Origin of the sequence: Agreia sp. VKM Ac-1783 (assembly GCF_900177765.1) — a bacterium.
Taxonomy (GTDB): domain Bacteria; phylum Actinomycetota; class Actinomycetes; order Actinomycetales; family Microbacteriaceae; genus Agreia.
This window is the reverse complement of the sequence record NZ_FXWI01000004.1, coordinates 286,328-307,727: the sequence shown is the minus strand read 5'-3', so window position 1 is coordinate 307,727 and position 21,400 is coordinate 286,328. Positions and strand designations below refer to the sequence as shown.

Annotated in this window: 20 protein-coding genes; 6 read left to right on the top strand and 14 right to left on the bottom strand. The window is 64.6% G+C overall.

From position 1 onward, the window contains the following. Positions 1-203 precede the first annotated feature (203 nt). From CCK87_RS15590 to CCK87_RS15575, 4 genes are all read right to left on the bottom strand, one after another. Positions 204-1,670: an NAD-dependent succinate-semialdehyde dehydrogenase gene (locus tag CCK87_RS15590; protein WP_086462326.1), complete on the bottom strand. Its 1,467-nt coding sequence runs from the start codon at positions 1,668-1,670 to the stop codon at positions 204-206. A gap of 302 nt (positions 1,671-1,972) precedes the next feature. Beyond that, on the bottom strand, positions 1,973-2,710 hold the full coding sequence (locus CCK87_RS15585) for a glucose 1-dehydrogenase (protein WP_086462325.1): 738 nt from the start codon (positions 2,708-2,710) through the stop codon (positions 1,973-1,975). A gap of 6 nt (positions 2,711-2,716) precedes the next feature. Further along, a complete protein-coding gene (locus tag CCK87_RS15580; protein ID WP_086462324.1) occupies positions 2,717-4,570 on the bottom strand; it encodes an NAD(P)/FAD-dependent oxidoreductase in 1,854 nt (617 codons plus the stop codon). Positions 4,571-4,630: 60 nt separating this feature from the next. Further along, positions 4,631-6,142: an APC family permease gene (locus CCK87_RS15575; protein WP_170927317.1), complete on the bottom strand. Its 1,512-nt coding sequence runs from the start codon at positions 6,140-6,142 to the stop codon at positions 4,631-4,633. Positions 6,143-6,472: 330 nt separating this feature from the next. Here CCK87_RS15575 and CCK87_RS15570 point away from each other — a divergent pair, with 330 nt between their 5' ends. Continuing rightward, positions 6,473-7,666: a hypothetical protein gene (locus CCK87_RS15570; RefSeq protein ID WP_086462369.1), complete on the top strand. Its 1,194-nt coding sequence runs from the start codon at positions 6,473-6,475 to the stop codon at positions 7,664-7,666. 279 nt (positions 7,667-7,945) lie between these two features. On the opposite strand, the gene CCK87_RS18135 is transcribed toward CCK87_RS15570, so the two are convergent. Then, positions 7,946-9,322 carry a DUF308 domain-containing protein gene (locus tag CCK87_RS18135; protein WP_140162890.1) on the bottom strand — a complete coding sequence of 459 codons (1,377 nt, stop codon included), beginning with the start codon at positions 9,320-9,322 and terminating at the stop codon, positions 7,946-7,948. 168 nt (positions 9,323-9,490) lie between these two features. On the opposite strand from CCK87_RS18135, the gene CCK87_RS15560 reads away from it, so the two are divergent. After that, complete coding sequence (locus CCK87_RS15560; protein ID WP_086462321.1) at positions 9,491-10,411, top strand: serine hydrolase; 921 nt, start codon at positions 9,491-9,493, stop codon at positions 10,409-10,411. Here CCK87_RS15560 and CCK87_RS15555 read toward each other — a convergent pair. Both CCK87_RS15555 and CCK87_RS15550 read right to left on the bottom strand, forming a co-directional pair. Continuing rightward, positions 10,408-11,427: a diacylglycerol kinase family protein gene (locus CCK87_RS15555; RefSeq protein ID WP_249273933.1), complete on the bottom strand. Its 1,020-nt coding sequence runs from the start codon at positions 11,425-11,427 to the stop codon at positions 10,408-10,410. The genes CCK87_RS15560 and CCK87_RS15555 overlap by 4 nt on opposite strands. Positions 11,428-11,479: 52 nt before the next feature. After that, complete coding sequence (locus CCK87_RS15550; protein ID WP_086462320.1) at positions 11,480-11,953, bottom strand: hypothetical protein; 474 nt, start codon at positions 11,951-11,953, stop codon at positions 11,480-11,482. A gap of 39 nt (positions 11,954-11,992) precedes the next feature. Here CCK87_RS15550 and CCK87_RS15545 point away from each other — a divergent pair, with 39 nt between their 5' ends. Beyond that, positions 11,993-12,271: an antibiotic biosynthesis monooxygenase gene (locus tag CCK87_RS15545; protein WP_086462319.1), complete on the top strand. Its 279-nt coding sequence runs from the start codon at positions 11,993-11,995 to the stop codon at positions 12,269-12,271. Between the two features lie 107 nt (positions 12,272-12,378). Here CCK87_RS15545 and CCK87_RS15540 read toward each other — a convergent pair whose 3' ends face one another. Continuing rightward, the gene (locus CCK87_RS15540) at positions 12,379-13,347 is read right to left on the bottom strand and encodes a LysR family transcriptional regulator (protein ID WP_086462318.1); all 969 of its coding nucleotides are present in this window, start codon (positions 13,345-13,347) and stop codon (positions 12,379-12,381) included. Between the two features lie 81 nt (positions 13,348-13,428). Here CCK87_RS15540 and CCK87_RS15535 point away from each other — a divergent pair, with 81 nt between their 5' ends. Further along, positions 13,429-14,490 carry an aminotransferase class V-fold PLP-dependent enzyme gene (locus CCK87_RS15535; RefSeq protein ID WP_086462317.1) on the top strand — a complete coding sequence of 354 codons (1,062 nt, stop codon included), beginning with the start codon at positions 13,429-13,431 and terminating at the stop codon, positions 14,488-14,490. Positions 14,491-14,600: 110 nt separating this feature from the next. On the opposite strand, the gene CCK87_RS15530 is transcribed toward CCK87_RS15535, so the two are convergent. The 5 genes from CCK87_RS15530 to CCK87_RS15510 all read right to left on the bottom strand — a co-directional run bounded on the left by CCK87_RS15530 (position 14,601) and on the right by CCK87_RS15510 (position 17,919). Continuing rightward, positions 14,601-15,098, bottom strand: coding sequence for a VanZ family protein (locus CCK87_RS15530; protein ID WP_249273932.1), 498 nt, complete (start codon positions 15,096-15,098; stop codon positions 14,601-14,603). Continuing rightward, positions 15,095-15,490 (bottom strand): PPOX class F420-dependent oxidoreductase, encoded by a 396-nt coding sequence (locus CCK87_RS15525; RefSeq protein WP_086462316.1) that lies wholly within the window; start codon positions 15,488-15,490, stop codon positions 15,095-15,097. The genes CCK87_RS15530 and CCK87_RS15525 overlap by 4 nt, the downstream gene beginning before the upstream one ends. Positions 15,491-15,584: 94 nt before the next feature. Next, positions 15,585-16,007 carry an NUDIX domain-containing protein gene (locus CCK87_RS15520; protein ID WP_249273931.1) on the bottom strand — a complete coding sequence of 141 codons (423 nt, stop codon included), beginning with the start codon at positions 16,005-16,007 and terminating at the stop codon, positions 15,585-15,587. Next, the gene (locus tag CCK87_RS15515; RefSeq protein WP_086462315.1) at positions 16,000-16,605 is read right to left on the bottom strand and encodes a GNAT family protein; all 606 of its coding nucleotides are present in this window, start codon (positions 16,603-16,605) and stop codon (positions 16,000-16,002) included. The genes CCK87_RS15520 and CCK87_RS15515 overlap by 8 nt, the downstream gene beginning before the upstream one ends. Next, positions 16,606-17,919, bottom strand: a complete 1,314-nt coding sequence (locus CCK87_RS15510) for a glutamyl-tRNA reductase (protein ID WP_086462314.1) — start codon at positions 17,917-17,919, stop codon at positions 16,606-16,608. It abuts the gene before it with no gap. Positions 17,920-17,975: 56 nt separating this feature from the next. Between CCK87_RS15510 and hemE the strand changes: the two genes are divergently transcribed. Both hemE and CCK87_RS15500 read left to right on the top strand, forming a co-directional pair. After that, the gene (hemE, locus tag CCK87_RS15505; RefSeq protein ID WP_086462313.1) at positions 17,976-19,052 is read left to right on the top strand and encodes a uroporphyrinogen decarboxylase; all 1,077 of its coding nucleotides are present in this window, start codon (positions 17,976-17,978) and stop codon (positions 19,050-19,052) included. 115 nt (positions 19,053-19,167) lie between these two features. Beyond that, positions 19,168-20,637, top strand: a complete 1,470-nt coding sequence (locus tag CCK87_RS15500) for an FAD-dependent oxidoreductase (protein WP_086462365.1) — start codon at positions 19,168-19,170, stop codon at positions 20,635-20,637. A 31-nt stretch (positions 20,638-20,668) separates the two neighbouring features. Here the strand turns inward: CCK87_RS15500 and CCK87_RS15495 are convergent, their stop codons facing one another. After that, on the bottom strand, positions 20,669-21,400 hold the full coding sequence (locus CCK87_RS15495; RefSeq protein ID WP_086462312.1) for a phosphotransferase: 732 nt from the start codon (positions 21,398-21,400) through the stop codon (positions 20,669-20,671).

Below are 21,400 nucleotides of genomic sequence, written 5' to 3'. Positions count from 1 at the left end.
CGCGGTCTGCGCGTCGTGGAGCACACCAAGGCTGGCAGGCTTGCCATGTAAAAGTCAGAAGAGCCCTCGAGCGATCGAACCGCAGGTGGGCGCTCATCAGGCTCACACGAAATAGCCGCCGAGTCACTCGGTGATCCCGAGACCGACAACGTGTCACCCGATGAGGGCATCTCAGGAATACTACTGATTCCCTTTTCAGGGTGTCATTGGTTGGGGAGGAGGGTGTATTTCGTAGAGAGGTATTCGTGAATACCTTCGGTGCCGCCCTCGCGTCCGATTCCCGATTGCTTGACGCCACCGAAAGGGGCAGCGGCATTAGAGATCACGCCGACGTTCAAGCCCATCATGCCCGTATCGAGTTGGTCAATCATCCGATTGCCTCGCGCAAGCGATTCGGTGAATACGTACGCGACAAGTCCATATTCAGTGTCGTTCGCTAAGTGCACTGCCTCTGCTTCGTCAATAAATTCGACGACGACGACGACTGGTCCGAAGATTTCGTCTCGCAAGATCTCACTTTCCAGTGGGACCCCCGTTATCACCGTCGGTTCGTAGAAGGCACCTGGGCCAGCAATCCTGTGCCCACCAGCGACGAGTTTTGCGCCTCGTGAAATAGCATCTCGTACTAGCTCGTCGACCTTATCTACTGCTTTGTCGGAGATCAGCGGGCCGATATTGACGCCGTCCTCGGTACCGCGGCCGACATGCATTGCTCGTACGCGGGCGGAGAGCTTGGAGGCGAACTCTTCAGCAACAGAGGAGTGCACGATGAATCGGTTTGCGGCGGTGCAGGCTTGGCCCATGTTGCGGAATTTCGCAGCCAGCGCGCCGTCCACGGCCTTATCGACGTTTGCGTCATCGAAAACAATGAAGGGTGCGTTCCCGCCGAGTTCCATCGAGGTGCGGAGTATATTCTGCGCAGCCTGCCTGATGAGTTCGCGGCCGACCGGTGTGGAACCGGTAAAGGAAAGCTTCCGTAGTCGCGGATCAGCGATGATTGGGCCGGAGACGGTGCTCGTGGTGGAGGTGGTGATGACGTTGAGTACACCTCGAGGTAGTCCAGCTTCCTCGAGCAGTCCCGCGACGAACAGTGTCGTTAGCGGTGTGAGTGCGGCTGGTTTGATCACGGCAGTGCAACCGGCGGCAAGAGCCGGAGCGATCTTGCGGGTGGCCATTGCGAGCGGGAAATTCCAGGGCGTGATGAGGTAGCTCGGGCCTACCGGACGTTGCGACACGACCATGCGCCCCGTGCCTTCAGGATTTTCTCCGAAACGACCTGAGATGCGGACAGCCTCTTCGCTGTACCAGCGCAAGAACTCGCCGCCATATGCGACCTCTCCTCGCGCCTCAACGATTGGCTTGCCCATCTCCAAAGTCATGAGCAGTGCAGCGTCCTCTTTTCGCTCCTGAAGCAAGTCGAAGGCGCGGCGGAGGATTTCTCCTCGTACACGAGGGGCGGTCGCTGCCCATGATTCTTGGGCCGCTACTGCGGCGTCAAGGGCCCGCATGCCGTCCGCAGGACTCGCATCAGCGATCTCCGCAATGACGTCACCTGTCGCGGGATCGTAGACATTGAGGGTCTTGTTGTTTTCGCCAGCAATCCAGTCGCCGTCAATAAATAGGCGCTTGGGGATGCCTGCGAGGAGATCTGTTTCTCTGGCGGCGGTCATATTGTTTGTCCTTCGTCTGTCCGATATGGGGCGAATCACGGGTACAACCGGCCAGCATGCGTTCGTCGAGTCGTGATTCGACCTCGTTCAGACTCAACCGAGAGGCTTGGTCGGCGAAGGGGAATGCATACGTTGAGTTCTCGACGAGCCTTGGGGCTCAACTGTGTAGGCGAGCTGTGCGTGCACGTCCTTGAGGGCTTGGTTACATTGAAGCGACAATGGGCCGTGGTGCACGCGATTCGCTCGCACCACGACCCTGTGCAGCATCAAAATCGACACGAGCGCCTTGTAGGCGTTGGTCCTTAATACAGCTTGCTCATTCCACCATCGATGATGAATTCTTCCCCGGTCGTGAAAGTGTTGTCGGACGAAAGCAGGTAGAGGATCAGAGCCGATACTTCTTCGGGCTGTCCTCGTCGGGCGAGTGGGGTTTTGCCGACATAGTGCTCAAGGACGTCGGGCGCTATGCCTGCGTCCATTTCCGTTTCGATGAACCCGGGGCAGATTGCATTGACGAGAATGTTGTCCGCTGCGAATTCAACGGCGGCAACTCGGTTCATCCCAAGAACTGCAGCTTTTGATGCGCAGTAAGCGATTCCCTCCGCCATTCCAAACATGCCGGCGGTTGAACTGACATTGACAATTCCTCCACCACCCGCGCGAACGAGAGCGGGATGTACCGCTCGCAGGCCCAGGAAGACACCGATCTGATTTACACTAATTACCTTCTGATAGTCGGCAACAGAAAAATCATCGATCGGTCTTTCCAAATTGATTCCTGCGTTGTTCACCAGGCCGTTGACAGTCCCGAAGACCTCCTCCGCCTCGTCGATAACTCGGGCCCACCCGTCCTCGTTACTCACGTCGTGATGGACAAAATGTGCACGCTCGCCTAGCGCTTGGGCATTCTTTTCGCCACGCTCGGCATTGATATCGGTCAGTACGACGTTCGCCCCTTCACGGTGCAATCGACTGGCGTGAGCGGCACCCATTCCGCTACCCGCGCCGGTAACAATGATCGTTTTGTCTTTCATACGCATGGGTTCTTAAGCTCCTACTGTGAGTGTGGCGGGTGTGGGTGCGTCTGCAATAAGTCTGCCGCTGTCAGCGGCAACAATGTTGAATGGTCGATGCCAGGTAATGTGGTCCGGGTCCTGGAATGCGGCGGGAATAAGACCACGAAGCTCGGCTGCGATGCGCATCGCGACAAGCGGCGAATGCCAGCGGGCCATCGGAAGGCTTCCCATGAGGATCCACAACCCTCGTTGAGCGGTCGGTTTGCACACGTTCCTCATCTCGCCATCAGAATCGAAACCCCAGACGTCTCCGAGTTTCTCTGCGACATGATCTCCCAGAAGTTGCGCGACGCCCACAATCGGTGGCTGGCTACCGGTGGCGAAGACTACGGCATCGAACTTCCTGGTGGTTCCGTCGTGGAGGCTGACTCCGCTTTCGTTGAACTGCAATAGATCTTCGCTTTGGAGGATGGAGATGTCTCCGCGGATGATGGCATCTGAAGCCCCAACGTTGATGTAGAAACCGCCTAGCGACCGCAAGAATGAGTAGTAGAAACCGGTGTCATCTTGCCCAGCCCAGAGTCGCATTCCGGCACGCTCGAGACCCGCCCGCAGTTCAGCGTCCTCGACATCGGCGACAGTTCTTTGGAAGGCGAGAAAGCCTTCTCGAAGCTGCGGGTATACCGCTCCCGCCAAGAAACGTGCGTCCACGAGGTCGGTCGAAACGGATCGGTCGACGAAGTCTCCATACATTTTGTTTGCGGTCGGAAGATCAACGACGATCAACGGACTGCGCTGAAGCAGCGTCGCATGTCCTCCCGCGGCAGTGACGTCGAGGGCGATATCGTGCGCCGTAGTTCCCACACCGACGATCAGGACGTTCTTGTCGGTGTGCGGAGTGGCATCCACATACTGACTCGCATGAGTAATGCTCCCCTGAAAGTCATTCAGTCCAGGCAGATCTGGCCATTCCGGAACGCTGAGGCCACCGGCTGCGAGGACAAGATGCTTTGGCCGCATCGTTCTCGACGTGCCGTCGGAAACCTTCAGCGAAACGTTCCAGACTTCGTCGACGTCATCGTAGTCCGCGGTCTCGAACGTCGTGGAGGTCCAAAAATTCAGGTCCAGCGCGCGCACGTAAATTTCAAACCAATCCGCAAACTTGTCCTTCGGGATGTACTCGGGAAAGTTTTCCGGGAACTTCAAAAATGGGAACTGCACGACGCCATAGGGCTGGTGGAGTTGGAGAGCCTCGTAGCGGGTGCGCCAGACGTCACCTACCCGGGGGAGCCTGTCGATGACAAGCGCCTCAATACCTTGCCGCGCAAGGTGAGCAGCTGTCATGACCCCGAACTGTCCGCCTCCGACGATCAGTACCTCTGGATCGTCATCGACGAAGGCAGCCTTTTGTGCAATGTGATCGCGCCAGCGAGTAGCGGGGTGTTCGTCATCGAAACGGCCGACTTTTGGCCAGACTGGTGTCACTTCGGCAAGCTCGGTGAGCTGGGTCATGAGCGTAACCGCATGGCCTGCCTCGGTCAGATAAGCAAGAGCTCGCACATGTCCGAGCTCGATATCGAATTCAAAGAAAAGCTCGATTTGAGGCGGAGTCGTCGCAGTTCGGCTGGGACCGGGGCGTTCGTCGTCGAGACGAAATGCCTGAGGCTTCATATCTGGAGCGACAGCCAGAAGTAGGTCAATGATCTCTGCTTTCGTGTGAGCCTGGCGCAGATTTCCGGTGAGGGCCATCAAGTCGCGCCATCCGGCATTTTCTTCGAAGATGTCATTGAGTTGAGCGGCATCCGTCTGCTGGACTGCTTGCGCGAATCGGTGGAGCCAGCTCAGCGCGATAGCTGAGGCTGACTCTTCGTCGTGGTTAGTCATTGAAAGTGCCTTTCGTCTTGATTTTTACTGCGAGCTAGCGTTTGTCGTCGAACGTCCGGGTCAGTTGTTCACCCTCGATGGCTCATTGAGATGCGCTTCGTCAGCAGCATCGGTCGCCAACTTCTGGTTACCGATCGTTTGGTAGACCGCTGGCCGCTTACGGCGGAGCCACAACGCGATAACGACCCCCAGAGCGGCGACCACGGCGACGACGAGCAGGAGCAGCATCGAACCTTCCCCCGAAAGACCCACAATTGACTCGAAGTTGATTGTGGCAAAGACAACGACGGTGCCGAGGCCGAGGCATGCGGCAGCCGGTGCCACGATCACGCGCCATACACTCGCACTGCCCCGCCGGACAGAGAAGTACGCGATTACCGAAATGCTGGTAAGGAACCAGAGTCCGATCAATACGTAGGCTCCAATACCGCTGAGAGTGACGTAGGTGGCCAAGGGGGTGAAGTTCGCAATTGCTGGCGCAATGAAGACAAGGAGAACTACACCGCCGACTACCGCTGCTGCTGCCATCGGGGAGCCCTGCTTAGCGTGGGCCTTCCCGAGCCGTGCCGGCAATATACCGTCCCGGCCGAAGGCGAAGACGTAGCGGGCGAGGATATTCTGAATGGCAAGGCAAGAGGCAAAGGTGCTTGTCACGAACAAGACATTGGCCAGGTCGGCAAAGGTCGAGTTGAGATAGGTCGTGATGCTCGACAGGAGGGCTGCAGTGGGGTCGGCCCCCGCGGCGACAGCCTGGCTCGGACCGAACCCGATGATGTAGCTGTAAGCGCAGAGGCTGTACAACACAGTCAGGCCGATCACCGAGATGTATGTCGCACGCGGGACGGTTTTGGAGGGATTGCGGGTCTCCGACCGGAATACCTGCAGAGATTCAAAACCGGTGAGGCACAGAGCTGCGAAAACTAGAGCGAGCGCTGGTGATCCAGAAAATATGGCTGAGCCGGCATCGAACGTACGACTTTCAGGACCGCCGTTTACGTTGACCGCCACATTCCAGATCAGTACAACCGCCAGTTCCACCAGCGACAACACGCCAAGAACCTTCGCTGAGATTTCAATATTGAAAAGACTGAGCACCGTAACAAGTACCCACCCGAGCAACGCGAATACCCACCACGGGGCGATCTCGGAGCCAATCAGGCTGGTACCAAGTTTTTGAATCCCGACCGCAAAATATGCATATGTGCCAGATCCAAGAGTTACGTAAGTGAGGATGGCGAGCAGGCCGGCGGCAAGCCCGAGGGGTCGTCCGAGTCCAGCGACGACGTAGGTATAGAACGCGCCTGGTTGTGTCATTCGAGTCGCCATCGCGTTGAGGCCCACCGCAAAGACGAGAACGAGGCTTCCTACGAACAGAAAGGTCAAGGGCGCGGCGAGCCCATTGCCGCTGGAGACGATCACTGCCACGAGTCCCAGAAGGACGATCATCGGGCCGTTGAAGGCGATGACAGTAAAGAGCAGAGACGGAATGCCTAGGTTGCCGCGTAAGCCATCATTCGGTGTTGCAACTTTTGGGGCCTCTTCCAGTGACCCCGTTATCGTTTTACTACGCATGCGCTGACTCCTAAAGAGAGTAGATGCTCGGTCGTTGAGCATCGGGTTTGAACAAACGAGAGTTCACCAGACCGGAACGAATGGTCTCCGGGACCCTTCGATAGTTGATCATCGTCAGGCCTTCGATCGTTGTAGTCTGTCTGCGCCTCAACCTGCGGTCAAGCGAGAGAATCTGAGCGTTTCTGATTAGAAAAACTGCAAGGACAGGGAGGGCTCACATGACTCTTCGATAAACACGGAGGGTCACATGAAGATATGTTCGCTGGTCCGCGCAGAGAACTTGCTGGAGAGTTCCTACTGGGTCTTCACCGCCCGAGAAGGAGCCAGGCCATGTTTACCGAGTTTCTGTATTTATCGGATGCGGACATGAGATTGAGCGGCGTCGACAACGCCGCCAGCTGCGTGGACGTTGCGGACGAGGTCTTTCGCATCTTGCACGCTCAGGACTATGTCATGGGTGGGCCGAAGCGCTCTAGCCATGGAATGGGACTCCCGCTGCCCGAGACCTCCTCCTTTTCACATATGCCGACTGCGGGTCCGGATCGTCGCTTCGTCACGATGCCCGCTTACGTGGGCGGTCGCTTCGATATATGCGGCAATAAATGGTATGGATCGAATCCACGCAACGTAGAGCGCGGTTTGCCGCGCTCAGTTCTGACCCTGATGTTGAACGACAAGCACACGGGAGAGCCGCTGGCCTTTATGTCTGCGAATCGGCTCAGTGCCGCCCGTACTGGGGCCGTTCCCGCTGTCGCCAGCCGTTATCTTGTGCGAAGCATTGCTACCACTCTTGCTGTGGTGGGTTGCGGTGTCGTGAACCGTGCTGTCGTTCGAGCGCTACTGACTCAACAGCCATCGATTTCCTCAATCGTCTGCCACAATCGGAGCAGAGAAAAAGCCGAGGATTTCGTTGCCTGGCTTCGAGCCGAATTTCACATCAGCGCGCGTTTAGCTAATGACGCCCAGGATTGTGTTCGTGACGCGGACATCGTATCCGTCGCCGCCTCGCGTACAGCACCACTCTTCATTCCGGCTGATGCCTTTGCCCCGAACGCGGTGATACTGCTCAGCGGGCCAATGCAGTCTGACTCCGAACTGTGGACAGAGAGTGAGATCGTCTACGACCACATCCCCCTTCACCAGGACTACGTCGAAGACTCGCGAGCGGCAGGTAGTCTAGAGCCGGATTACGGATCCCTGATGGGGGCACCGTTGTATGAACTTATTGACAAGGAATTCCTTCCGCCGCTGGACGAATCTCGAGATCTCGGCGCCGTGATTGCTGGAGGCCAGTCGATGAAGGACGACAAACGTGTCGTTTTCCTCGCTTGCGGAATGGCTGTCTTTGACGTCGCCTGGGGATTTGACGTTCTTCAGACAGCACGACGGGAAGGGATTGGGAAGCCCATGGAACTTTGGGGGACGTCGGATCGATTCGCTCGAGATGGTGAAAAGGCGGCTCGATCAACTCACGTTCTTACAGGTCACGGAACCCGTGCAGCCGACCAAGCGGTAGCGCGCTGATGCGTGATCCTCTGGTCGCTGATGTCCTGGTGGACGGCGGTACGGGAGGCATATTCCTGTGATCGGACTACTTCACCTTCACCATGCGCATTGTAAAACACTGCGTGTGCCAGATTCGTCCAAGATCACATTACGCCGGCGACCAAAACGCGCTGACAATGCACTCGATAGATTCTGGCGGCTAGTTCGTTCATTCCACTGATGAAGCGTTTAGGGGGCGCCTCGTGGAAGCGGGTCCAATGGTCGGCGAATGCCGCCTTATATGCCCGCTGACACTGGCTAGCCGACCTTCAGCTCGCACGTGTTGTCGGTGAAGTAGTTGTCGACGAGAAGCGAGCCGGAGTCCGCACCCGAGGTGGGCACGAACACCGCGATGTTTCCGGTGACCGAGTCGCCCTGCGAGAGGTCGGGGGCGAAGAGCAGCTCGGGTTCGGGCAGCACCGCGTAGTCGGCAGGCGACGCGATGTCTTCGGCGACGCCCTTGAAGATGCCGCGGCTGGCGCCCGCGGGGAACGACTCGGTTCCCAGCTGCTTGATCGTCAGTGAGATGAGCGCGTACTGGTAGCCGTCGGGCGGTGTCTCGTTGAGGGAGTTATCGGCGAGCACCGTGTCGGTGGCATCCAGCTGAACATCCGCGATCGTGACCTCGGCCTGGTTCTCGCCGTCATACGTGAGGATGCCCGCCTTGCCGAGCGCGATCGCGGTTCCGTCGGCGCAGACCGTCGCACCGGCCGAGGGGGTGGCATCGCCGGGCACGACCGTCGGGTCGCCGGGGGCGGCCGTGGGCTCGTCGGGCGAGTCGGACTCAGTCGGATCGTCGGAGGGGCTCGAGGTGTACGGGGTGTCGGTGTAGTCGGGGCCGGAACCGGCCGTGACGAAGGCGAGCGTGTAGATGACTATGAAGACGACGGTCAGGAGGAAGGCGACACCCGAGACGATCGTTCCCGTCAGCGACAGGGCCCGTGAACCGAACTTGCGGAACAGGGCAATGAGGCCGAAGACCAGACCGGCGATCGCACCGAAGACCGTCAAATAGTTCAGGAACGGAATCCAGCACACGAACAGGGCCAGGCCACCGAGCACGATGCTCAGGATGCCCATCCAGCCGCCCTTGTTGCGCGGCGGAAGCTGCCCGGGCGCGTAGGGGGTCGTGTACGGCAGCCCGCCCGCGGGCGGTGCGCCGGCGGGCGTCGGGCCCGATCCGTAGGGCGAGCTGTACGAGGGCGTCGGTGCTGACGGGCCGGTGGATGCCGGGGTCCCGTAGACGGGCGGCGCCCCATAGGAGGGCGCGGGCGACGAGGCCCCACCGCTGGGCGGGCCGTAGCTCGGGGCGGCAGGTGCCGACGGTGCAGTGGGCGGCGTCGGCGGCGTCTGCACCGGGGGAAGAGACATGGATGCCGGCGGCAGCGGAGCCGTGGGCGGCGCGAACGAGGGCGCGGGCGGAGTGGAGGGAACGGGCGGAGTCGGAGGAGTCGGTGGCGCGGGCGGCGCGGACGGCGCGGCCGGAGTGCCCCCGGGGAACGGCGGCGTACTCGGCGTCGACGGCGCGGCAGGTGTCGGCTCGCTTGGAGTCGGCTCGCTCGGAGTGGGCTCCGCGGGCGTCGCGGGGGTGTTCTCGGTGGACTCGGGCTCGGAGGGCTCGCGGGGATCGGACATGCGTCGATTCTGTCAAAGGGCCCCCAGCCGAATCGAGGCTGGTGCATATCCGGCGCATGTGACACTCGATGGCCGATCACAGGTGGATGTGGCACGATACCCGTTATCCCTCACGCGAGTTTCGGCCATGCGATCGTGCGACGAGGGGGTCCGAAGAATGGGGGCGAGATGGCGGAGTCCACCAGGCGGCGCAACAGACGGGGCGATTCCCCTGATTCGCCCACGGCCCGGCGTGCCCGCTCGGGAGCAGCCACCGCGGGAGACGACGCCTTTCGCCGAGGCTTCGCGAGCCTCACCCAGCTCGCCCTCTCCGGAGTTCAGATCACCGCCTGCGTCATCGACGTCAAGACCGATCGTCTGCTCTTCTCCGTCGACGATCACCTCTCTGTTCCGACAGCGTCGATCGGCAAGGTCCTCTTGCTCATCGAGATCGCGGCTCGGCTGAGCGACGGCGACAAATCGGCCCACGGCATCCTGAATCGCACGGCGCAAGACTCGGTGGCTGACTCGGGGCTCTGGCAGCACCTGCAGGTGCCCGCGTTGCCCGTCGGGGACGTCGCAGCCCTCGTGGGCGCGGCCAGCGACAATCTCGCGACCAACGTGCTCATCCGCCGCATCGGCCTAGACGCGGTGCGCGCCCGCGGCGAAGCGCTCGGCCTCACCCGCACGTTCCTGCTCGACACGGTTCGCGACTACCGCGGGCCGGATGACGCGCCCCAGCTCTCCGTCGGATCGGCACGCGAGCTGGCCACCCTGTTCGCAGGCCTCTCGCGCGGCGAGGTCGTGAACGTCGCTACGAGCCAGCAGGTCATGGAGTGGCTCGCCCTCGGCTCGGATCTCTCGATGGTCGCCAGCGCCTTCGGCCTCGACCCTCTGGCGCACCGTACGAGCGACCACGGCCTCTTGCTCACGAACAAGACCGGCACCGACGTCGGAGTGCGCAGCGAGGCCGGCGTTCTGCGCGGGCCGAGCGGTTCGGTCGCCTACGCGGTCACCATGCGCTTCAACGACACCGACCTCACCGGCAGACTCGCCGTGCTCGAGGGCATGCGCACTCTCGGCACAGACATCTTGGAGTACGTCTTCTAGCTCGCCGCGCCGGATCGCAGCGCTCGTCGGGGCACCCTGACGATAAGTCCGTGGTGCCGCACCGTGAGCGATGCCGCCGAGACCGGTCCGTGCGTGTCGCCGTCGAGCTGGATCTCCTGGGCCTCGGAGAAACGCACGCGCATCTGCGAGGCCTGCGCCCAGCGGATCGCCCGCGGTTTCGGGGTGAGACTGGCGACCAGGCGGCCGAACCGCGTGCGGTGCAGCATCCGGTTGAAGGCGAGGCGATAGCCGATGTTGGTCCAGCCCGAACCGCGACCCGGGCGAAAGATCACGGCGTCGAGGAGCCCGTCGTCGATGACGGCCCCCGGGAGCAGCAGAAGACCACCCGTGAGCATGCCCGAGTTGCCCACGATCACGGTGTGCGCCCGCGTCGCGACCTCGGGTCGGTCGTCGAGCCGGTAGCTCAGGTCGAACTGCCGGTTGCTGAAGATGCTGCGCGCGATGGGGTCGGAGTACGCGAGCCAGCCGATGCGTTTCTTCAGACGTTCGTTCGTATGCCCGGCCATGTGGGCGTCGAGGCCGATGCCGGCCATGACGAGAAACGCATGCTCCGACTCGCGCCCATCCGCTCGCTCGAGAAGCGCATGGCCGGCGTCGACCGGGCGGTCGGCGCCGCGAAACGCCGTAGCGATGGATGCCGTCAGGTCGTTGAGAGGCAGGCTCAGCTCGCGGGCGAACAGGTTGCCCGTTCCTGACGGCACCAGTCCGAGCGGGATGCCGCTGCCGGTGAGCGCCTCGGCCGCCGCCCGCAGAGTGCCATCGCCGCCGGCCACCACGATGAGATCTGGACCCGACCGCACGGCGTCTTCTGCCGCCGACCTTCCGTCGTCGCTGGCGCTCGTCTCGAACCACGTCGACGACGCCCAGCCCGCGAGGGCCTCCTCTCGAGCCACGGCGGCTCTGAGCAGCTTGACCGAGACCTTCGCGGGATTGACGACGATCGCGGCCGTCCTCCGAAGAGGCTGCTCAGTGGAATCTCCTGAATCTCCGTTCACGCCAGCCAAGAATAGTGCCGCGCACCGTGCCCGAGGCTGTGTGCGGCGGGTGTCAGTCCTCGGGCGAGAGCGATCGGGGCCAGGTGCCGTAGCGAGCCTCGAGATCGTCGCCCAGCATCGACAATGAGGACTTGGTGTACGGCAGCCAGCCGATGTCGAGCTCCGTCAGTGCGGACGCCACTGCGGGTACCGTCCGACCCGCGCCGGTCACTCGGATGACCGCATACCGTTCTGGAGCGACCTCGGTCTGCGACCAGACCTGCCTGAGCACAAGATCGAGCAGGTCGCGGTCGGAGCCCGCGAAGTCGTCGGAGAGCTCGATGTTGATGCTCATGTACGTCTGAAAACCGTCTTTGGTGGGGCCTATGCGAGCGTCGTAGACACCCGGGATCGCCTCCAGCGTCGCCTCGGCCTCGTCGGCGCTGCGCTCGACCGAGTGGGAGGGCGTCGTGCAGCCCGCGAGCCCGAGTCCGAGAGTGCAGGCCAGCAGTGACGCCGCGAGGGCGACGCGAACTCGGGAGGCCATGTCTCGACCCTATCGTCGGCCGTGTGCCACTCTCGATTCATGAGTCCTGTGCGTCTGACCGGCCTGCTCGTCTGCGGCACCGCGGAACAGCGTCGAGCGGTCGAGAAGAATCTGCCGCTGCACGTCGAACTCACCCGCTCAGAACCGGGCTGCGTCACGTTCGAGGTGGCGCACACCGAGGATCCGCTCGTCTGGCAGGTTGACGAGCTCTTTCGGGATGCGGAGTCGTTTGCGGCGCACCAGCGACGCGTCGCCGCCAGCGAGTGGGGCCGCGCGACGGCCGGCATCGAGCGTCGCTACGAGGTCGACGGCGCGTAAGCCGCGTGCTGCGCTGGTCGAGTAGGCCGCCCGCGGCCGTACCGAGACCGACCGATCATGGTCTCGATAGCACGGTTCGTGCCTCGCTACTCGACCAGCGAAGCGGCTCAGTTCTGAGACTCGAGGCCCCAGGCGGCGGCATCCAATGACCGGATCGCGGCGATCGTCGCGCCGATCGCCGGCACGGCCGCCGAGCCTTGTGCCGTGACGAGATGAACGGTGCGATAGTCGGCGGCGCTCGGCGGCCGGGTCGCGACTCCCGCGGGCAGCGGCGTCGCCGCGAGGGCCAGCGAGGGCAGCAGCGCGACGCCGAGTCCCGCCGCGACCATGGCCAGCACGGCCTGCACATTGTCGGTCTCGTAGCCGAGGGCGGGGGTGAATCCGGATGCCTCGCACAGCTCGACGAGGTGCCCGCGGCACCGCGGGCATCCCGCGATCCATCCTGAGTCGGCGAGGCTCGCCAGCTCGATCGACCCGTCGCCGAGCCCAGGAGCATCCGGAACCACGAGCAGCATCTGCTCGCGCCACAGCGGCAGGGTGACGAGTCCCGACGCGCTCGCGCGGTGAGGATCGTCGGGGTCGCCCGGGTAGCTGAAGGTGAGGGCGATGTCGGCGGCGTGGTCGCGCACGGCCTGCACGGCCTCGGGCGGCTCAGCCTCGAGATAGCTGAAACGCACTCCCGGATGCCGGCCGGTGATCTCGCCGAGGAGCCGCGGCACGACGGTCGACGACGCAGAGGGGAAGCCCGCGATGCGCACCAGTCCCGAGCGCAATCCAGACAGGTCGGCGAGTTCGTCGGCCGCCGAGTCGATGGCGCGCAGCACCGTGGCCGCGTGTCGGGCGAGCACCTCTCCGGCCTCGGTCAGCTCGACTCCGCGGGCGACGCGCGTGAGCACGGGCATGCCCAGTTTCTCTTCGAGGCGCTTGATGCTCTGGCTGATCGCGGGTTGGCTGTAGCCGAGCGCTGCGGCCGCCGCCGTGATCGATCCCCGGTCGGCGACAGCCCTGATCACGCGCAGGGTCTGCGAGTCGAGGTCTGCTGCGACGGCGGATCGTGGAGGAGGGGAGAGGGGCACGCGCTTAGCATAATCGACAGTTATGTCAGGAATGCTGAACCTGCCGTTGTCGAATGGCTTGCGAGCGATCACTCTGGATGCATGACAACACTCGCCGAGGCCCGTTCGCAGTTCGTCGGTGGCCGACGCTACCTCGGCGCCTGCTCGCTCGGGCTGGCCGGCACGGCGACGCTCGCGGCGATGCAGGCTGATCAGGCGGACTGGGCGGCCGGGCTCTGCTCGCCCGCCACATACGACGCGACGATCGACCGTACCCGCGCATCCTTCGCCCGCATGATGAATGTCGACGCCAGCCGGGTCGCCATCGGGTCGCAGACCTCGGCCATGGTCAGCGTGCTGGCGGCCGCGGTGCCCGACGGTGCCGAGGTGCTCTGCGTCGACGGCGACTTCAGCTCGATGGTGTTCCCCTTCGTGGTGGCTGAGAAGCGGGGCGTCGTGGTGCGACACGTACCGCTCGAGGCGCTCGCGGCATCCATCACCCCGACCACCCACCTCGTGGCCTTCTCGCTCGTGCAGTCGGCCTCGGGCAAGGTCGCCGACGTCGACACCATCGTGTCGGCAGCCCGCGAGAACGGTGCGCTCACCGTCTGCGACACCACGCAGGCGGCGGGCGCGATGCCCGTCGACGCTTCGCTTTTCGACGCCACCGTGTGCCACGCCTACAAGTGGCTGTGCGCCCCGCGCGGAGCCGCCTTCATGACCCTCTCCGAGGAGTACCAGCGCACGCTGTCACCGATCCAGGCCAACTGGTACGCCGGCGAAGAGATCTGGGGATCCTGCTACGGCCCCACCATGAACCTCGCCGCCGACGCCCGCAGCTTCGACGTATCGCCGGCCTGGCCTGTGTGGGTGGGAGCGGAGCCCGCCATCGAGCTCTTCGCCTCGCTCGACCTCGCCGAGGTGCACGCGCACAACGTCGCCCTCGGCGATGCGCTCTGCGAGGGGCTGGGCATTCCCCGGCGCGGTCAGGCGATCGTCACATGGCCGGATGCCGATGGCCGGCACCTCAAGGCGCTGATCGCTGCCGGCATCGTCGCCTCGGGCCGGGCCGGATGCGCGCGGGTGGCATTCCACCTGTGGAACGACGAGCAGGACGTGGCCGATGTGCTCGCTGCCCTCGCCATGGCCCCGACGTCGAGTTGACGCTATAGGCGCCCCGGAGGTCTCGTGTTGCCAGTTCCGTTGGTCTGAACTGGCAACACCCGGGACTCCTTGGCGATCGAATCGGCAACTCGCGAACGACCGACGAGGCGCTACCCGTCGATTCGGCGCCGCACGCGCACGATCGCCGCTCCCACGGCCCAGCCGAGGACTGTTCCCGTGGTGTTCGTGAGCAGATCGTTGACGTCTGCGGTGCGCCCGACCTGAGCGAGGTACTGACTCAGCTCGATGCCCACCGACAGCAGCAGCCCGATCAGCAGAGTCACTGGGAAACGCAAGCCCCCGGCGACGAGCAGCAGCCCGAGCGGAACGAACACGCCCACGTTGAGCACTGCGTCGACGACCGCTCCCGGGCCTTGGAAGGACAACGGCACGAGGTTGAGCAGCGTGCCCTGTCCAGAACTCGGGCGCATCGTCATGAAGAGCAGCGCCGCCAGCCACACCGCGAGGCAGAGGGCAATCGCGATGCGCTCCGCGAGTGAGCGCTGCTGCGGCGTGCTGCGCGCACGTCGCAGCACGAGCACGGCACCCGCGATGCTCACAACGGCGAGCAGTGCCGCGAATGCGAGCTCGAAGGGAAAGCTTCTCACGCGGTGATGCGCAGGCTCACGCGCTTCTTCTTGCCCTTTTTGCCGAGGCGTTCGATGAACATGAAGATGCGATATTCGAGTCGATACTTCGCCAGAAAGACGCGCTCCTGGCTGACGCGGGCCTCGTCGGTGTCGACGATCTCTGCGCGCGCGGCGATGATCGGCGCGTCGTCGGCCACCTTGCCCATGCGGTCGGATGGGCGCAGCTCGACGCGGTCGTCGTTGCGCAGCCGCTTCACCTTGCCGGTTCCATCCGGCGTCGTGACGATGAGGGCATCGCTGTCTCGGGCGATCCACACGGGCGTGGGCACGCCCTCGCCGGTCTTGCGAAAGGTGGTGAGCGAGACGAACCGCTCGTCGGCGATCGAGGCGAGCTTGGCATCCAGAGTCATGCGCCAACCCTAACCGTCCTGACATGTACCGAAGCGGACAGTCGGTACAGGCGCACCGGGCGCTCCTGTCCGTGCCAGCACCTATTAGCCGCGGTCAGTCGATCAGGTCTAGAGCGGCCAGTCGGGCCAGGGTCTCGCGGCCCGCGGGCGGGCAGCGGTCGGCGTCGGCGGTGGTCACCCAGTGCACGGCGTCTACCTCGGCGGATGCGATGGGATCGTCGTTCGTGGACCCGGCGAAGACGCGCATCTCGACGAGCCGGCCATCCGGTTCGCCGTGCGCCTGCACGGTCACCGTGAAGAGCTCGGCGACAGACGCGGAGTCGAGTTCGACCGAGACCTCCTCGCGCGCCTCACGGATCGCCGCGTCGAACGCCGTCTCGCCCGCATCGATCTTGCCGCCCGGCATGTAGATGACATCGCGACCGCGCGCCGTGACCATAAGAACGCGGCGATCACGAACCAGCGCCACAGCCGCGACGAGGATCGTCGACAGCTCAGCCATCTCAGGCTCAGCCATCGAGCGCGTTCCGGGCATTCCACTCCACGTCGAGGATCGCGTAGACGGCGAGGTCGCCCCACTCGCCCTTGAAGATCTCGCTGTGCACGAAATGGGCCTCGAGGCGCATGCCCAGCCGCGCACAGAGCGCAGCCGACGCGGTGTTGCGCGGGTCGAGCTCGGCGACGACGCGGTGCGAACCGAGGTCGTCGAAGGCGAGGGTCAGAACGCGGGATGCGGCCTCGGTCGCGTAGCCCTTGCTCTCGTAGGCCGGGTTCAACACCCAGCCGATCGTGGCTTGACGGTGTTCGACGCTCGAGAGAACGAGAGTCATGTCGCCGATGATGCGGGGGCGCCCGCTCGGGTCGTCGGCCGATGGGGGCAGCTCGATACCGAGAACGATCACATCGCCGTCAGCGGCCAGGGTGGTGTTGAGCCTGCGTGCCAGGTGCTCGGCGACCTCGTCGCGATTGCGCTTGGGCCATGGCAGGTAGCGGATCACGTCGTCCCGCCCTGCGTAGGCGAAGACGTCGTCGAGATCGTCAGGAGTGAGCGTTCGCAAGACGAGGCGCTCGGTGCGGAGAGGCTCCACCACGCGCAGCACGGCCTCGCTGCTCACTCAGGCTCCGGGCGCGCGATGCGTGAGGGGCAGGGTGGATGCGACAACAGCCTCTGCGACGGCAGGAGAGGCCTGCAGTCCGAAGAGTGCTTCGACGGCCGCGAATACGGTCTCTGTTCCGCCGGTGCGCGCGAGCTCGCGGGCTCTGACCGAGGGGGTGTGCAGGATCACGCCGACCAGGTGGCGGAGTGCTCGCTCGGTCTCGTCTGACGAGTTTCCGCGCGATCGTGCTCGTTCGATCTCGGCGTCGAGCAGGTCGAAGAGGTGCGAGCGCAGGGCGACGACGGCCGGGGCGACGTCGGCCTCGGCGCGGGATGCGCGATACTCGGCCGCCGCCTCGCCGACCAGCGCGCGGGCGTGCGACTCGGCATTCAATTCTTCAAGGGGAGCGTGCAGGCTGACCGTCTCGAGGTCGAGCAGTTCGGTGCCCGGAACGGTCGAGACCGCCGGGTCGACGTTGCGCGGCAGTCCGAGGTCGATCACGAGGCGGCGTTCGACGGCGCCCTCTATGTCTGCTGCAGCGACGAGCTGCTCGGCGGTGAGTACGACGGTGGGCGCGGTGCTGCAGGTGACGATCACGTCGGATGCCGCAATCGCCTCGACCAGCTCGGCCTTGGCAACGGCCTGCAGCTGGTGCGAGGCGGCGAAGTTCGCGGCGCGGCCTGATGGCGAGTAGACCCGTACGTTGGTGACGCCGCGGTCGCGGAGGGCGGCGAGGCTGGCGCGGGCGTAGCGGCCCGTGCCCACGAGGAGAACCGTAGTGCCGGCCCAGTCGGTGACGCGGCTCTCGGCCAGATCGAGGGCGAGGCGCACGAGGCTGCGGCCCGCTCCGCCGAGGCCGGTCTTGGTCTTGACGCCGCGCGAGGTCTTCGATGCGCGCTGGAACAGCCGCTCGAGGTCGCCCGAGGTGGTGTGCTCGACACGAGCGGTGGTGAGGGCGCGGCGAACCTGTCCGGCGATCTCGTCTTCGCCGATGGCGACCGACTCGAGGCCGCTCGACACCGAGAAGAGGTGCTCGGCCACGGTGTCTCCGCAGAGAACGGTGAGGGTGTTGCGCACATCGTCGACATCGACGACGGATGCTTCGGCCAGCACCTCGATGGCCTGCTCGGCTGCCAGGGCGGCGGCTGCGGTGAGCGGCTCGTCGACGTCGAGGTAGGCCTCGAAGCGGTTGCAGGTGGCCAGAACCACGGCGCCCTGAATGAAGTCGCTCTCGGTGACGAGCGAGGTGGCGAGGGAGGGTGCGCCGATCGACAGCTTCTCGAGAAGATCGAAGCTGGCGTTGCGATGGTTCGCAGTCAGGCAGAGCAGCACCTGATAAGTCTACGTTGCGTAGAACACCGCTCAGGTAGCGCAGCTAAAATCGCCCGGTGACTTCGACAACCGACGCGCCCACCCTGCCCGCCGAGCATCCCCTGGTAGACGGGCGCACGGCATCCAGCGCTCTCGTCACGACCTACAGGGGTCAACGCGGCGACGTGACGCCCGTCTGGTTCATGCGGCAGGCCGGTCGCTCGCTGCCCGAGTACCGCGAGTTGCGTGTCGGAACGCAGATGCTCGACGCCTGCCTCGACCCCGAGCTCAGCAGCGAGATCACGCTGCAGCCCGTGCGCAGGCACGGAGTCGACGCGGGCATCTTCTTCAGCGACATCGTGATTCCCCTCAAGTTGGCGGGAGTCGACGTCGACATCGTTCCCGGCCGAGGACCGGTGCTCGGCAAGCCCGTTCGCACCGCCGCCGATGTGGCTGCGCTGCCGACCCTCGACCCCTCTGCCCTCGCACCCGTCGCTGCGGGAGTCGCCCGAACAGTCGCGCAGCTCGGCACCACCCCGCTCATCGGGTTCGCCGGAGCGCCCTTCACTCTCGCCGCCTATCTCGTCGAGGGCGGTCCGTCGAAAGACCACCTGCGGGCGCGCACGCTCATGCACGCCGATCCGGATGCCTGGGCCGGCCTGCTCGATTGGGCCGCCACGGTCACGGGCCAGTTCTTGCGCGCGCAGGTGCTGGCCGGCGCCTCGGCGGCTCAGCTGTTCGACTCGTGGGTGGGATCTCTGTCACTCGCCGACTACACCGCGCACGTGCAGCGGCACTCGGCCAAGGCGCTCTCCTACGTGGCCGACCTCGGGGTTCCCCGCGTGCACTTCGGAGTGGGCAGCGGCGAGGTTCTCGAGGCCATGCACGACATCGGCGCCGATGTTGTGGGCGTCGACTGGCGCATCCCGCTGGCCGAGGCGAGCCGTCGTCTCGGCGGGGGAGTCCCGCTGCAGGGCAACGTCGACCCCGCGCTGCTCGCCGCGCCCTGGCCCGTGCTCGAGAAGCACGTGCTCGAGGTTCTCGAGAGCGGAAAGGCCGCGCCAGCCCACGTGCTCAACCTCGGCCACGGTGTTCCGCCCGAAACCGACCCCGACGTGCTCACCCGCATCGTCGAACTCGTTCACTCGCGATGACTGTCTTCGCTGAGCGAGCTGCTTCGACGCCAAGTCAGCACGAATCGCGCAACACCCCGTTTGAGGGAACGAGTGGGCGGCGTGTCGACACACACGTGCTGACATGGAGCTTCGAATGACCGAACACGGGGCCGTCGACGTCGACGTCGTCGTCATAGGTGCCGGCGTCGCCGGGCTCGTCGCGGCGCGAGAGTGCGCCCGCAAGGGACTCACGGTCGTGGTGTTCGACGCGGCCGAGACCCCGGGCGGTTTCGTGGCGACGCACGACGTAGCCGGCATCCGGCTCGACAGTGGGGCGGAGAGCTTCGCCACCCGCGGAGGAGAGAAGGGCAAGCCCGGACCGGTTGCGACGCTGATCGCCGACCTCGGGCTGGGCGACGACATCGCCACTCCCAACTCCCGCGGGGCCTGGGTGCAGTTGCCCGATGGGGCCGCTCCGCTGCCCAAGCTCAGCCTCCTCGGAATCCCGGGCGCCCCGCTCGCCGACGACGTGCGTCGCATCCTCGGCTGGAAGGGCGCGTTGCGGGCGCAGCTCGACCGCTACATTCCTCTTCTGCGCGTGCGGCCCGAGACCGACCTCGGTGGCATCGTGCGTCGCCGCATGGGTCGGGCGGTGCTCGATCGCCTGGTGACACCGATCGTCGGAGGGGTGCACTCGGCGTCGCCGAACGTCATCGACGTGCACGCCGTGGCCCCCGGACTCACGAAGGCCATGACCAATCAGGGCTCGCTCTCGGGCGCCGTGCTCGCGCTGCTCGAGGAGCGTGGCACCAAGGTCGCCGCCGGCTCCGCGGTCGCGGGCCTCGACGGCGGCATGTATCGGCTGGTCGAGGCGCTGGTCGCCGACTGCGAGAAGTTCGGCGTCGAGTTCCGGATGTCCACCGCGGTCCGAAGCACCGGCCCGCTCCATGAGCCTGTCGAAGGGAACGGCGTCTGGACCACGACGGCCGCGTCCGTCGACGACGAGTCCGAGCCGATCGAACTCACCTCCCGAGCTGTGGTCGTCGCTACGTCGTTCCGCACGGGCCTCGCACTTCTCGATGGGCTCGGCATCGACACGGGAGCCCCCGAAGCCTGGCCCGAGCCCGCCTCGGTAGAGCTCGCCACCCTCGTGGTCGACGACACCCGCCTCGACGCGGCCCCCCGTGGAACCGGTGTTCTCGTCGCGACCGGCGTTCCCGGCATCCAGGCCAAGGCGCTCACCCACGCGACCGCCAAATGGAACTGGCTTGCCCAGACTGCTGGTTCCGGCAGGCACGTGCTCCGGCTCTCGTACGATCTCGACGCCGTCACACCGCCGCCCACGAAAGCCCAGGCGCTGTCTGATGCGTCGGCGCTGCTGGGCCTCACCCTGGATGAGAGTTCGGTGCGCGGCTTCGCCCTCACGCGATGGAATGACTCCCTGGCCTTTGCCACCGTCGGCCACCGGGCGCGGGTCGAGGCGTTGCGCTCCCAGGCGGATGCTGTTCCCGGGCTCCTCGTGGTCGGCGCCTGGATGGCGGGCACCGGCCTGGCCGCCACGGTCGCGCAGTCGCGCACCGCGGCATCCGATTTCGCCTTCGAGCTGCGCACCGGCGCCGTCTGACCCCGGCCGTTCGACCGATGAAGCAGTGGGCTCAGCGGGCCTTCCGCAGCTCGCGCAGGTAGTGCGCCTCCGACTCGTAGTACGCGGCCTCGTCGAGAAGGTGCGGCTTCGACAGCTCGTCGGCTTTCTCGATCGACATCTGCGCCAGATCGACGAGCCGGATGATCGCGACGCGAAGCACATCGTCCCAACTCGCATCGGAGCCGTAGGCCTCGAGGATGATGCTCACTCGGCGCCGTGCCTCCTCCATGCCGGGTGCCCCCTCGGGTGTCGATCCGGTCAGAGGAACGATGCGGGTCGCGAAGTAGGCGATGTCCCAGAGACGCGGTCCGGGCGAGCACATGTCGAAATCGATAGCGCCCATGAAGTGCCCCTCGCGGAAGGCCAGATTGTGCGGTGAGAAGTCGTTATGACAGATCACCTCGGCCGGAACCTTGCTGCGCGACTGCCAGACGGCGTCGTCGAGGCCGAAGCCGATGCTCGCGTCGTGCAGTTCGCGCAGTCGGGAGGCGCACTCGGCGAGCAGCGACTCGCTCCACACCCACTCCGGGAGCGGGTACAGGGGCACATCGCCGTCGATGAACGACAGGCGCTCGCGTTCGCCCTCGATGCCGAGCGGCTGAGGTGCCCAATCGATCCCTGCGAGGGAGAGGTGGTCGAGGTATCGATGCACGGTGGGCGTCCAGGGTCCGGCCTGTCGAAGGACCGTGTCGCCACTGCGCTCCACGACGTTCATGTTGCCGCCCGAAAGAAGTCCGTCCAT